This is a genomic window from Dawidia soli, assembly GCF_018598185.1.
GTDB lineage: Bacteria > Bacteroidota > Bacteroidia > Cytophagales > Cyclobacteriaceae > Ohtaekwangia > Ohtaekwangia soli.
Genome location: NZ_JAHESC010000005.1, coordinates 152,570 through 165,646 on the forward strand (window position 1 = coordinate 152,570; position 13,077 = coordinate 165,646).

Annotated in this window: 10 protein-coding genes and 2 pseudogenes; 7 read left to right on the forward strand and 5 right to left on the reverse strand. The window is 54.7% G+C overall.

The annotated features are described in order from the left end of the window. Window positions 1–4 precede the first annotated feature (4 nt). The 6 genes from KK078_RS05270 (at window position 5) to KK078_RS05295 (ending at window position 9,330) form a co-directional block, all read left to right on the forward strand. Entirely contained in the window at window positions 5–1,174 is a 1,170-nt protein-coding gene (locus KK078_RS05270) for a zinc-dependent alcohol dehydrogenase (RefSeq protein ID WP_254089206.1), read from the forward strand. A gap of 365 nt (window positions 1,175–1,539) precedes the next feature. After that, the gene (locus KK078_RS05275) at window positions 1,540–2,967 is read left to right on the forward strand and encodes a hypothetical protein (protein ID WP_254089207.1); all 1,428 of its coding nucleotides are present in this window, start codon (window positions 1,540–1,542) and stop codon (window positions 2,965–2,967) included. A gap of 243 nt (window positions 2,968–3,210) precedes the next feature. Then, window positions 3,211–3,747 carry a carboxymuconolactone decarboxylase family protein gene (locus KK078_RS05280; protein WP_254089208.1) on the forward strand — a complete coding sequence of 179 codons (537 nt, stop codon included), beginning with the start codon at window positions 3,211–3,213 and terminating at the stop codon, window positions 3,745–3,747. 128 nt (window positions 3,748–3,875) lie between these two features. Beyond that, the gene (locus KK078_RS05285) at window positions 3,876–4,601 is read left to right on the forward strand and encodes an ImuA family protein (protein WP_254089209.1); all 726 of its coding nucleotides are present in this window, start codon (window positions 3,876–3,878) and stop codon (window positions 4,599–4,601) included. Window position 4,602: 1 nt separating this feature from the next. After that, window positions 4,603–6,102 carry a Y-family DNA polymerase gene (locus tag KK078_RS05290; RefSeq protein ID WP_254089210.1) on the forward strand — a complete coding sequence of 500 codons (1,500 nt, stop codon included), beginning with the start codon at window positions 4,603–4,605 and terminating at the stop codon, window positions 6,100–6,102. An 18-nt stretch (window positions 6,103–6,120) separates the two neighbouring features. Next, window positions 6,121–9,330, forward strand: a complete 3,210-nt coding sequence (locus KK078_RS05295; RefSeq protein WP_254089211.1) for an error-prone DNA polymerase — start codon at window positions 6,121–6,123, stop codon at window positions 9,328–9,330. 11 nt (window positions 9,331–9,341) lie between these two features. Here KK078_RS05295 and KK078_RS05300 read toward each other — a convergent pair whose 3' ends face one another. The 5 genes and pseudogenes from KK078_RS05300 to KK078_RS05320 all read right to left on the reverse strand — a co-directional run. Next, on the reverse strand, window positions 9,342–9,698 hold the full coding sequence (locus tag KK078_RS05300) for a TfoX/Sxy family protein (RefSeq protein ID WP_254089212.1): 357 nt from the start codon (window positions 9,696–9,698) through the stop codon (window positions 9,342–9,344). Between the two features lie 57 nt (window positions 9,699–9,755). Then, window positions 9,756–9,908, reverse strand: coding sequence for an ATP-binding protein (locus KK078_RS30615; RefSeq protein ID WP_317195870.1), 153 nt, complete (start codon window positions 9,906–9,908; stop codon window positions 9,756–9,758). Further along, window positions 9,882–10,112 (reverse strand): annotated as a pseudogene (locus KK078_RS30620) (sensor protein KdpD); the annotation flags it as partial. The gene KK078_RS30615 and the pseudogene KK078_RS30620, both read right to left, overlap by 27 nt. Before the next feature lie 98 nt (window positions 10,113–10,210). Continuing rightward, window positions 10,211–11,296 carry a porin gene (locus tag KK078_RS05315; RefSeq protein ID WP_254089213.1) on the reverse strand — a complete coding sequence of 362 codons (1,086 nt, stop codon included), beginning with the start codon at window positions 11,294–11,296 and terminating at the stop codon, window positions 10,211–10,213. Between the two features lie 21 nt (window positions 11,297–11,317). Continuing rightward, window positions 11,318–11,692: pseudogene (locus tag KK078_RS05320) on the reverse strand (potassium-transporting ATPase subunit C); the annotation flags it as partial. Window positions 11,693–11,979: 287 nt separating this feature from the next. Between KK078_RS05320 and KK078_RS05325 the strand changes: the two are divergent. After that, window positions 11,980–12,855 (forward strand): NmrA family NAD(P)-binding protein, encoded by an 876-nt coding sequence (locus KK078_RS05325; protein WP_254089214.1) that lies wholly within the window; start codon window positions 11,980–11,982, stop codon window positions 12,853–12,855. Window positions 12,856–13,077 lie beyond the last annotated feature (222 nt).

The window sequence follows — 13,077 nt, forward strand, 5'->3', positions numbered from 1 at the left end:
AAATATGAAAGCAGCACGCATTCATGGACCTCGCAGCGTTACATGCGATACCGTTGACGATCCTGTTATAAAAGAAAACAGCGATGTCATTCTCAAGGTTACGTCCACAGCCATCTGTGGCTCCGACCTGCATATTTACTCCGGCGGATTGCCACAGCCTCGCCCCATGGTGCTCGGCCACGAGTTCATGGGCATTGTAGAGGAAGTGGGCTCCGCGGTCACCAAACTAAAACGAGGCGACCGTGTAGTAGTACCGTTTCCGATTGCCTGCGGTCACTGCTTCTTCTGTTCGCACCACTTGCCCGGGCATTGTGAGCACAGTAACCCGGAGCACTATGGCCCCGAAGGTGGTATCCTGAAAGAAAAGGGCGGCGCGCTTTTCGGTTATACCGATCTGTATGGCGGCTATGATGGCGGCCAGGCTGAATATGTACGTGTGCCCTATGCCGACGTCGGTCCCCGCCGTGTGCCCGATAGCCTGACCGATGAGCAAGTGCTCTTTCTGACGGATATATTTCCCACCGGCTATACCGGTGTGGACTGGGGCGAAGTAAAAGGAGGGGAGACCGTGGCCATCTTTGGCGCAGGCCCCGTGGGCATCATGGCCGCCAAGAGCGCCTGGCTGCGCGGTGCCGGCCGCGTGGTGATCGTGGATACCCTGCCCTATCGCCTGGCCAAAGCGCAAGCCACCGCGGCGTGTGAGACGATCCTCTGGGACGATGATGCCAAAGATGTGATCGAAAAGATCCGCGAAATGACCCAGGGTCGCGGCGCCGATGTGTGTATCGACGCCGTGGGTTTCGAACCCGACCGCAATCTGCTCGATCGTGCCAAAGCCGTCATCAACCTGGAGAAGGGATCGCCGAAGGTACTGGAGGCCTGTATGAGTGCCGTTCGCCGAGGCGGCATTGTGTCGGTATTGGGCGTATACCCGGTGCATTATGACAACTTCCCCGTCGGACAGTTCTTCGACAAGGGCATCGTATTGAAAGGTGGCCAGGCTCCTGCACACAAATACATCGACCAGCTGCTGCAGTACGTGGTAGAAGGCAAAGTAAAGCTCGATGATATCATCACACACCGGTTGCCGCTGTCCCAGGTATCGCACGGTTACAAAATATTCAAGGAGAAAGAAGAGGACTGCGTCAAGGTAGTGCTCGATCCCTGGAAGTAAGGATTGGGGAAAATTATACTAAAGAGAGCGTCTCACATGAGGGACGCTCTTTTTTTACCCTATTGTAGCGCACGTACCACAATTGATGCCGCTCATGTATTAGAATGACATTAGAAATAAAACCTTACCGACACTTCTTCCAAATACGACCAATTATAGTTTAACTTTAGTTCACTAAATGTGTTGACGGGTTAGTATTGAAGGGTTAGCAACGTATTATTATAATCTTTATAGCTCCCAGGTCGATACAACGGGCAGTATATACCTGGCGAGTTTCAATGCAAGTATTGAATGCAATAGCGGGATGACTTACATATTCCGCCGGTCTGTGCTTTATTCTTTTTTCAACCTAAATATCACTGTCTATGAAAAAATCCCTTTTGCTTTTTACCTTGTTTGTGACACTGTTGTGTGTCACGCAGTCTTGTAGCGATGAACAGCAGCAAGCGGTTACCCCGCGCGATGTGAGCTTTTCCCTGGGGTTGCCGGGGGGCGATAATACCCATGGAAGGATGGCTGCAGAGATTCCCGATGGCGCCGCCGTCCTGATCACGCTGACGAAACCCGATGGCACGCCCGTGTTATCGCAAGAGCGCATCAATATTCTACACCTTGGCAACGGCTTGGTGACGGAGCCCCTGCGACTGGAGCCGGGTGAGTACACGATCACCGATTTTTGGATCGTACAGGATTCGTCGGAGGTATTATTCCTGATACCCCAGGCAGGTTCTCCGTTGGCCACGCATGTTTACAGACCGGTGCCGTTTAACTTTTCCGTCAATGTCGATGGTGTCACCAACATTAGCGTGCAGGTAGTCTCTACCGAAAACCAGGAGCCGGAAGATTTTGGGTATGCGTCGTTTGGCATTAGCATAGCGCCTGCGCCAAGCTATTTCCGCATCGCGGTCTTTGTAGCAAGCGAAGGAGGATTGACAATGACGGATGCAGAGGCAGTTTTTATTGAAACATTCGGCCCCTTTGCCGCGCGCCAACTAGCGGCTAAGATCAATACGATCGAAGAAAGCAGTGACTTGAAATGGGGGCGGGGCTTTGTGCTTCGGATCAACAAGCCTGGCTATGTTTCAATCGAACGGACGATGAATTTGTCGGATCTCGCGCTCCACAAAGATACTCCCCTGGAGATCGTGTTAGAGCAGGGGCCTCCTGCCGGCAGCCCTGCCATGATTCTGAGTGGAGCCTGGATGACCGGGCCTGCTCCGGAATTGAATTTTCGCATGGAGGGCAGCGGGGTGCTCTATGCGGAGTGGGGCAATGGCTTTATGGAAAAATTTACATTCAACAGCGGCCTCTTCGGAGAACGATACAACTTTGATTACAGTAGCCTGCACACGATTACCGTTCAGGGAGACCTGGATAAGATTGTGTCCATGACACTCATCTCCTTATGCGACCCGGGATTAAAAGCCATGGATATCCATGCGTTGACCAACCTGCGGCATTTTATATTTGGTCAGGACTTTATGACCCACCGTGGAACCGTAGTAGACCTCGATCTTTCCAGCCAAACCAAGCTGGATAGCATTTCACTGGAATTTCATACGGCGCATGTAATTTTGCCGTCACAGCACAACCTGCATTATGTCAACGTGTATCATTGGGTCGATGATTACAGTGTTTTTGTAGGGAATATTTACAACAACGCTGTGGCAAAAAACATTCGGAACGGGTTCTTCCATTATGGATACCAAACGAACAACCAGCTACCGCAAGATGTTGTAGAGAAGCTGGAAAGCTTGCGAGAAGACCTTGGCTGGGATGTAAGTTACCATTAATACATATACAAAGATAAAGAGGCTGCCTCGATAGGAGGGAGCCTCTTCTTTCTTATAGATCACAAGTTATAAACTTTGTACACGTCTGATTCTAAAACAGATTATAGATCATTAAAAGTTCCCCGGTTAGTATAAATTTCTTCGTGGCGAAATTGTCCTATACACAGTCCTTTTTGTCCTATATTTTGCATGTCTCTTTTTGATGCTGGGCTCGTATAACGGAGTAGAAAATTAAAATATAGTATGAAAACCATTCAAGTTCCCCTCACCGCAGAAGTGAGTCCCGTATCGCAAGCACTCTTTGATCAAATCAAAAAGAAAGTTGGCAAGCTGCCCAACCTGTATGCCACCATCGGTTATTCTGCATCGGCCTTAAAAGGCTTCCTTGACTTTGAAGCATCGCTGAACAGCGGCGTCTTTACACCCAAAGAACGCGAAGCCATCGCCCTGATCGTGTCTGAAATAAATCAATGTGCGTACTGTTTAGCCGCCCACACCATTCTCGCCACCTCCAAAGGTTTTACGAAAGCCGAAACGCTGGACATTCGCCGTGGCCACACCGGCGATGAACGGTTAAACGTCATTCTTCGTCTCGCCAAATCGATCGTTGAGGATCACGGCCATGCCGATCAGGCCCTGGTGGATGATTTCTTTGCCGCGGGATATCCGCAAGCTGCCCTGGTGGAATTGACGGGTCTGGTTACCGCGCGGATCTTCACCAATTATGTTTACGCCCTCACCGACGTGCCGGTCGACTTCCCCACTGCTGAAGCGCTGTAATCGACTATTTCGGGCCAGATTCCGCGTAAAGTCTAGCGATAAACTAATATTATTAGATTTAATAGCTAATTAAGTTAGTTTTTAGCTAGCTTTGCTCTTCCCAAACAGAATGAAAAAAAGAGCCCACCATGTCTGCGGAAAAAGCCGATATCATTGCCACGTTGCAACGCGAGATCCTTCGCCTCGAAGGGTTCCGGCCCGGCAGTCATGCGGCAGGCGATGTTAGTCTGGGACCTTTTCAGGAAGCTTTTCCCAATGGTACATTCCCCGTGGGGGCCGTACACGAATTCCTTTCGGCCAGCATGGAACAAGGTGCAGCCACCAGTGGTTTCATGGCCGGCCTGCTGGCACCGCTCATGGGCGACAAAGGCGTCGCCCTGTGGGTCAGTGCTGCACGCAGGCTTTTTCCACCGGCCTTGCAAGGGTTTGGTATATCGCCGCATCGCTTTATCTTTTTAGACCTGAAAAAAGAACGCGACGTATTGTGGGCCATGGAAGAAGCCCTCAAATGCGGCGCCCTGGCGGCCGTCGTGGGCGAAGTAGGAGAGATGAGCTTTACCGCTTCCCGCCGCCTGCAACTGGCGGTGGAGCAGAGCCGCGTAACCGGCTTTGTTCTGCGGCACGCTAAACGCAACGTGGGCACTACAGCCTGCGTGTCGCGGTGGCGCATCACACCGGTGGCCAGCGAGCCCGATGCGGGTTTACCCGGACTGGGATTTCCGCAGTGGCAGGTCGAGCTGCTGCGCATGCGCAACGGCAAGACCGGTGTGTGGAACATACGGTGGGAAGACAACAAATTCACACCGGTATATAAAACGGAGTCGGTGCACGAACAACAACAACAGGTGGGATGATATGGCGGGCAGGTATGTATCGGTTTGGTTCCGGCACTTGATGACGGATTGGTTCTCGCTCCAGGAGCCCGAACGGCGCAAGCAACCTTTTGTACTCACCGCGCCGGTACACGGCCGCGTAATGATCGTAGCCGCCAACGCCGTGGCCGAAGCCCGCGGCATTCATGTCGGCATGGCATTGGCCGATGCCCGTGCAGTAGAGCCTACGTTGCAGGCACTGCCCGAAAGACCGGGGCTGGCCCGCAAGCTGCTGCACCGCCTGGCCGAGTGGTGCATCCGGTTTACACCGGTCGTTGCCGTAGACCTGCCCGATGGATTACTCCTGGACGTATCGGGCTGTGCCCACCTGTGGGGCGGCGAAACACCCTACCTGCAGGCAATTGTCAGGAAGTTACAGGCCCGTCAGTATGATGTGCAGGCTGCCATGGCCGATACCCCCGGGCGGGCCTGGGGCGTGGCGCGCTTTGGCCGCGCGCCGTGGGTGATCGAACCCCAGCGCCACCTCGACACGCTGCTGACATTGCCGCCCGAAGCGCTGCGGCTCGAAGCCGACGCTGTTGCCCGCATGCACAAGCTGGGACTGCACCAGGTCCGGCAATTTATACACCTGCCGCGCCCATCGCTGCGCCGCCGCTTTGGCGAGTCCTTCTTGCAACGGCTGGGCCAGGCACTCGGCCACGAAGACGAAGTGCTGGCGCCCGTACAACCGGTCGAAGCCTACCAGGAGCGCCTGCCTTGCCTGGAGCCGATCGTCACCGCGACGGGCATCGCCATAGGACTGGAGCAATTGTTACAAACCTTGTGTAAACGCCTGCAGCAAGAGCAGAAGGGCCTGCGCGCCGCAGTGTTGAAAGGATACCGCGTCGATGGCAAAGTAGAGCAGGTGTCGATCGGAACCCATCGCCCGTCGAACAGCCCGCAACATTTGTTTAAATTATTCGAAACATCCCTGCCCACCCTCGAGCCGGCCCTCGGTATCGAGCTGTTCATACTCGAAGCGTCGAAGGTGGAAGAGCACTACGACCACCAGGAGAAGTTATGGGAAGGTCATGGCGGCCTCGATGACCTGCGCCTGTCTGAATTGATCGATCGCCTCTCGGGCCGCTTAGGCCCGGAGGTCATACACCGGTATATGCCGGACGAGCATTACTGGCCGGAGCGCTCGTTCCGCCGCGCGGTCTCCCTGCAAGAGCAACCCACCGCGCCCTGGTGCATAGGCCACTTGCGCCCGGTGCAATTGCTGGCAATACCCGAACGCGTCGAGGTCTCGGCGCTGACACCCGACCATCCCCCCATGCTGTTCCGCTACAAGGGACAACTGCACACCATCGTACGTGCCGACGGTCCCGAGCGCATCGAGCAGGAGTGGTGGCTGCAGCAAGGCCAGCACCGCGACTATTACCGCGTGGAAGATGATGCAGGACGTCGCTACTGGTTGTTCCGCCTGGGCCACTACCACGAAAAAATATACCAATGGTTTATTCACGGCTTCCTGGCCTGATCTGAAAACGGAGGAGACATGTCATATACCGAGCTACAGGTTACAACGAACTTCAGCTTCCTGCGCGGTGCGTCACACCCCGAGGAGATGGTACAGCAAGCCGCCGCGCATGGTTATACAGCCATAGCCATTACCGACCGCAATACCCTGGCCGGCATCGTCCGCGGGCACGTAGCCGCCAAAAATGCCAACATCCGGTATATACCCGCGTGTCGCCTCGATCTGCAGGATGGTCCGCCGTTACTGGCATTTCCCACCACCCTGCAAGGCTATGCCAGCCTGTCGGGCCTGCTCACCACGGGAAACCTGCGGGCTGAAAAAGGCGACTGTCATCTCTATAAACACGATGTCTATACCCAGCTGAAAGCGTGTAAGCTGATCGTGTTGCCCCCGCCGCTCAACGAGCGCTTCGAGCTGGATGCCGGCTTTATACAGGATGTGCAGGAATACCGCGAGGCACTGGGCGAAGCACTATACATCGCCGCCAGCCGCACCTACCGGGGCGATGATGCCAAGCGCCTGTTTCGCATCGACCAGCTGGCGCGGCAGCTGCACGTCCCCATGGTGGCAACCAACGACGTACATTACCATGCCCCCGAGCGGCGCGAGCTGCAAGACATCGTTACCTGCGCGCGAGAGAAATGTACCATTCATACCGCCGGCTTCCGGCTGCATCCCAACGCCGAGCGGTATCTCAAGCCCGTAGACGAAATGGAGCGGCTGTTCCGCCAATATCCCGAGGCATTGCAACGCACCCAGGAGATCACCGCCGCCTGCACATTTTCACTCGACGAGCTGAAATATCATTATCCGCAAGAGCTTACCGAAGAAGGACGCACGCCGCAAGAGGAGCTGACCTACCTTACGTGGAAAGGCGCTCACGAGATTTTCGGCGAAAAGATCCCCGACAAGGTACAGGCGGCTATTCGCTATGAGCTGGCGTTTATGGAGCAGATGCGCTATGCTCCGTATTTCCTGACAGTGCACGACATCGTGCGCTACGCCCGCAAGCAGAAGATCCTCTGCCAGGGGCGTGGCTCCGCCGCCAACTCCACGGTATGTTATTGTTTGGGTATTACCTCGGTAGACCCCTCTAAGTTTGACCTGTTGTTCGAACGGTTCATTTCTTCCGCACGCAACGAGCCCCCTGACATCGACGTGGACTTCGAGCACGAACGGCGCGAGGAAGTGATGCAGTATATCTACGGCAAGTATGGCCGCGACCGTGCCGCCATTGTGGCCACCGTCACGCAGCAGCACCACCGGGGCGCTATCCGCGATGTCGGTAAGGCGATGGGCTTATCCGTCGATACCATCAATCGCCTGGCCGGACTGATCTGGAGCTTTCGCGAAGAAGGCTTCGACCGCGACCGCATTATCAGTCAGGGGCTCAATCCCGATGAGCCCACGATAAAAAAGGTATTAGCGCTCACCGCGCAGTTCATCGGTTTCCCCCGGCAGCTCGGGCAGCATACCGGTGGCTTTATTATCACACAGGGTAAGCTGTCCGACCTGTGCCCGGTGCTCAATGCGCGCATGGAAAACCGTACGTGCATCGAGTGGAACAAAGACGATATCGAAGCGTTGGGGTTTCTGAAGATCGATGTGCTCGCGCTGGGTATGCTTACCTGTATTCGTAAAGCGTTTGTTTTGGCGGAGAAACACCACAATCTCAATCTTACGTTGGCAAATATTCCACAAGACGATGCTGAAGTATATAAAATGATCAGTCACGCAGATACCATTGGCGTTTTTCAGATCGAGAGCCGTGCACAGATGTCGATGTTACCACGCCTCAAACCCAATTGTTTTTATGACCTCGTGATCGAGGTGGCTATTGTACGGCCTGGTCCAATACAAGGTGACATGGTGCATCCCTACCTTCGCCGTCGCAACGGTGAAGAGAAGGTAGAATATCCTTCGCCGGAGCTGGAGGACATACTTAAACGCACCCTGGGAGTGCCGTTGTTTCAGGAACAGGCGATGAAGATCGCCATTGTGGCGGCTGGTTTTACACCCGCCGAAGCGGATGAATTGCGTCGCAGCATGGCTACCTTTAAAGCCAAAGGCCAGGTTTCCTATTTTCGGGACAAGCTCATCCGTGGCATGATTGGGAAGGGATATCTGCAGGAATATGCCGAGCGGGTGTTCCGGCAGTTGGAAGGGTTTGGTAGTTATGGCTTTCCTGAAAGTCATGCTGCAAGCTTTGCGTTGCTGGTATATGTGTCCTCGTGGCTAAAATGTTATTACCCTGATGTCTTTGCCGGGGCCTTGCTCAACAGTATGCCCATGGGGTTTTACCAACCCGCCCAGATCATCATCGATGCGCGTAAGCACGGTGTAGAAGTGCGCCCCATCGATATCAATCACTCGCAATGGGACAATACACTGGAAGAACGTACCGATAAATATTGCGCCCTGCGTCTCGGCTTCCGGCAAGCCAGCGGCCTGCGCCAGGAAGATATGGAAGCGCTCGTAAAGCAGCGCAAGGGCGGATATACATCCATCCATACCCTGCGCGAGGTGGGCGTGCCGCAGGCAGCCCTCGAAGCATTGGCCGAAGCCGACGCCTTTCGCTCGGTAGGCCTCGACCGCCGCCAGGCGTTGTGGGAAGTATCGGTCAAAGATGGCCCGAAGGCATTGTTCCCCGGGCAGCATGCCTGCGAGGCGGTCGAAGAAAATATCACATTGCCGTCCATGGCGTTGTCCGAGCACGTAGTGCAAGACTATGCCGCCACGTCGCTGTCGCTCAAAGCCCATCCCGTCAGCTTTGTCCGTGCACAACTGGATCAGCTGCGCGTTACACCCCTGGGTGGCTTGTCTGCCCTGAAAGACGGCGACCTGGTAAAAGTTGCCGGCCTGGTATTGGTACGTCAACGGCCCGGCACGGCGACCGGTATTTGTTTTATTACCCTCGAAGACGAGACTGGCCCGGGCAACCTGGTCGTCTTCCAGCGCTTGTTTGACAAATACCGTAAAGAGATCATCCAGTCCAAGCTGCTGATGGTACACGGCAAAGTGCAACGCGAAGGCGAGGTCATACACGTGGTCGTGCAACGCTGCTTTAACGTATCGGCCCTGTTACAGGGATTGGTCGGCCCCCGCGAAACGATGGCGGTAGGCCCACGCTCACGCGCCGACGAAACTACCGAACCCACGGCCGTCAGCAAAGACCGGCAAGCCGTGATCCAGGGAAGCATATTCCCCAAGGGAAGGAATTTTCATTAGAAGAACAGACGCTACCGTTTCTTACGGGACGCCTTCGCATCGTCGTTAAAAGCCAGGGCCAGTGATACCCAATAATCCAGATCCTTCTTGGTTTTAGTACCTTCGGGATCGACCAACACAAAGCCTTTCAACACTTTTCCGGTAAAGTCCATCTGCCGGCAGCCTTTGCGCCGGAGAGAAGCATCGTATGCCTCGGGTGCCACGCGCACCATCAGTGCATCCTTCATAATACCCACGCACATTTTACCATCGACCATAAACGCCAGCCCGCCCATCATCTTTTTTTCTTCGACATCTTTTTCACCAAGAGCCGGGTGGAAGGCTAGTGCTTCGCGCGTGCGGTCTGCCAGGGGTTCGTGATAGGCCATGGGAATCTTATTAAAGTATTGAATGAAAGATATCGGTTATATACGGGAGATACAAGCTTATCCGGCTACCGGCAAATGAAACGAGAACGTACTGCCTTTGCCAGGCTCGCTTTCCACCTGTACGCCGCCACCCTGCGCTTCGATAAACTCCTTCGAGATCGCGAGGCCCAGCCCGGTGCCCGTAGGCGTGCCGGGCAGTCCATCGGTCAGCGCGTGCGTCTCGCGCCGGTTGTGCGTTTCAATATAACCGATCTGTACATCCACGCCGTTGCGTACCAGGCCGTGCGCCTCTTGCAGCATGCGATACGTCTTGCCTACACCGGCGCTCATGCCGATGTATACCTTGAACTTGCCGCGCCGGGACTTCCGGATCAGGTTCAGAAAGTGCTGAACAGATTCTTCTTTTTCGCGCATAAAAGAGTCGGCTGGAATCACGGCGTGGTGTTTAAAGAGTACAGAAGCACCCGGTGTGGGTGCTTCTGTGGTGGTGGTGGGCAGCGATATGACATGCCCTAAAAACTTATAGCCAGTGCAGTCGTTACAAAGGTATTGTTTTTTGAAACGTCGTTATCATCTTCGAAGATCGCGTCTTTGCTGGTGAAATGACGCACTTCTACCCGCCACAGGGCGTTGGCGTTGAGCTGATAATCGAAGTTGGCTGAAACGCCCGCGGTCTTAAAGCCGTTCGGTGTACCGGTGGCGATGATCACCCCGTGCGCATCGTGATAATATTCACCCCGCACCGCCAGGGCCAGCTTGTCGCTAACGGTGAACTTCGCAAGGATGATCGGTGAGATCCAGGGGTTGGTCGAGCTGGTCTCCGGGCTCTTTTCTTCTACCCCATAATCAAACCCTACGGTGATGCCCACGTTCTTCGACACCTGAAAGATGCCATAGAAGTCATGGAAATAGCGCATCTGGCGGGCGCTGTCGGGTTTGTCCGTGCCTACAAAGCTGCTGCTGTTCAGCGTAACCTTGTCGGATGGTTTGAAGGTGACCTGGGTGCCGAACGAAGGAAGCGAATTGCCGTCCACCCGCTGAATGCGTTGCCAGCCGTTCAGGATCAGGCCCGACACAAACCATTTACCATTGTCGGTGGTATACGAGATCTTCGCACCCGCTTCGTAGTAGGGCGAATTCTCGGCCATAATGCTGCGCGTCAGCGACCAGCAGTCCTTGCCGACGGCGCTCTCAAAACCGATGTGTGAGCTGAAGATACCGGCATCCACCCACAGGTTCCGCGTAGACGAAAGTCTGACACCGGCGTTGGCTTCGTAGATGTTTTTAAGCACACCCGGCTCCGCCGCCAGGTTGGCGTTGGCATACGTGCCGGTCATGATCGCCAGGTTGGCGCGTACATTTTCTGTCGTATAGGCACCCCGTATAAAACCCAGGTTGATGTTTACTTCGTTATGCCGGTTGTACGCGTATACGAACGGCGGCCGTGTATTGCTGCCGGGTTGGTTAAAATCATACAGATAATAGGCCTCTATATAGCCGCTCACCGCAAAAGGCGAGGGCTTGAGTGTGTCCTGCGCCACATGCGCCCGGACGATGGTGGTGATACAAAGAAGGACGAGAATAAAAGTGTTTTTCATGAATATAGATTGGGTGAAAAGCTACGGGTTTATTTGATCAAGGGCAATGTTCAGGCGGAGTACATGCACCCGGGCCGGGCCGAACAAGCCCAGCAAGGGGGCCTCGGTGTACGTGTTGACCAGGGTTTCCAACGCCTGGGGCGTCACACCCCGCACGTGGGCGATGCGGGCAATTTGCACCCGCGCCGCTTGCGGCGAAATGTGTGGGGCAAGGCCGCTGCCCGAAGCGGTGACCAGGTCGGCAGGAATTTGTTCCTTCGTAACCCCCGGGTTATGCACCAGGAAGGTATCGATGCGTGCCTGGACGACCACCAGGTAATCGGGGTTGCCCGGACCTTTGTTGCTACCGGCAGAACCGGCGGCGTTATAGTCTACCGCCGAAGGCGGCCCCAGAAAACTGGCGGGCAAGTTGGGCGTTGTCGTGGCCGGCGGGAACTTCGCCCTCCAGCATTACCAACGCGATTTTTTCAGTGATCATAGTCGTTGTTGTTTACAATCGCAGTCCCTGGACCAAAGACTGTGCGGAATTTGTAAGGGCTTGTAAATCAGGGTTCTGATCATCGACGGCCCCGCGCCACCCTTCGGATTCCGAAGGGTGTATGCAAAAATGGAAGGGGAGGACGCGCCCCGGCGCTGGGAATGGTTTTTTATCGCATACGGTGGAAATACTAAACAGATCGCGTATGCATATCATATTGGGAGCCACCGGACATATCGGATCGGTGTTGATCAGGCTGCTGGCGGAACGGGGCGAGCAGGTCACGGGTGTGACACGTAACCGGGACAATGTGGCACAGATCGAAGCCGCCGGCGCAACGGCCGCGGTCGTCGACGTGCAGGACACCGACGCGCTGCGCGCACTTTTCAAAAAGGGCACGCGCCTGTATTTACTCAACCCGCCGGGTAATTTTACCGGCGACGCCTCTGCCGACGAAAAGCAATCACTGAGTTCGATCCTGTCGGCCCTGGAAGATTCTTCGATTGAAAAGATCGTAGCCGAATCCACCTATGGTGCCCAGCCGGGCGATCAGCTCGGCGACCTCGACGTATTGTATGGCATGGAACAATCCCTCGCCATGACACAACGGTATGTCACCATCTTGCGCGGCTCGTACTACATGAGCAATTTTGATATGGACCTGCGCACCGCCCGCTCGGTAGGAAAGATCTTCACACTGTTTCCAGTGGATTTCAAGATCCCGATGGTCGCTCCGGCCGACATCGCACACTTCGCCGCCGACCTCTTACTGGAACCCAAGGAAAGCACCGGCCTGCACTACGTCACCGGCCCCGGCGACTATACCCCGCACGATGTTGCCGATGCCTTCGGCAAAGCGCTCGGCAATCCTGTGAAAGCAGTGACCGTTGAGCGCAACAAATGGAAGGAGTTTCTCATGGGAGCAGGTTTCTCGGAAACTTCCGCGGTATCGATGATGAACATGACAGACGTTACGTTGGAACAGAATTTCGAAGTAGCAAAGACCCCGAAGCGTGGTACCACCACCCTGGAAGATTACATCGACAACCTGGTGAAAAACCAGGAACATGAAATGGCATAGATCTGACAGTGTCCCAACCAGGGGTATGGAAAGGAGGGCATCTTTCAATGTACTGAATAATCAAGGTTCTCTAAAGGAGAATATTTCGAAGAGATATTCAATATCTATAAAACTATTGGATATCTATTGGAAAAAGCTTGGTTAACTATTGGATATCTATTGGATATCCTGGAAGATGGGCGAAACTATACCGAATTTTTCAGGGGTAGTTAGTATGCATCT

Bases quoted from the DNA above. Each gene is read 5' to 3' on its own strand.
- KK078_RS05325 (WP_254089214.1), top strand. From the start codon at position 11,980: ATGCATATCATATTGGGAGCCACCGGACATATCGGATCGGTGTTGATC.
- KK078_RS05275 (WP_254089207.1), top strand. From the start codon at position 1,540: ATGAAAAAATCCCTTTTGCTTTTTACCTTGTTTGTGACACTGTTGTGT.
- KK078_RS05270 (WP_254089206.1), top strand. From the start codon at position 5: ATGAAAGCAGCACGCATTCATGGACCTCGCAGCGTTACATGCGATACC.
- KK078_RS05295 (WP_254089211.1), top strand. From the start codon at position 6,121: ATGTCATATACCGAGCTACAGGTTACAACGAACTTCAGCTTCCTGCGC.
- KK078_RS05315 (WP_254089213.1), bottom strand. From the start codon at position 11,296: ATGAAAAACACTTTTATTCTCGTCCTTCTTTGTATCACCACCATCGTC.
- KK078_RS05300 (WP_254089212.1), bottom strand. From the start codon at position 9,698: ATGGCCTATCACGAACCCCTGGCAGACCGCACGCGCGAAGCACTAGCC.
- KK078_RS05290 (WP_254089210.1), top strand. From the start codon at position 4,603: ATGGCGGGCAGGTATGTATCGGTTTGGTTCCGGCACTTGATGACGGAT.
- KK078_RS05285 (WP_254089209.1), top strand. From the start codon at position 3,876: ATGTCTGCGGAAAAAGCCGATATCATTGCCACGTTGCAACGCGAGATC.
- KK078_RS05280 (WP_254089208.1), top strand. From the start codon at position 3,211: ATGAAAACCATTCAAGTTCCCCTCACCGCAGAAGTGAGTCCCGTATCG.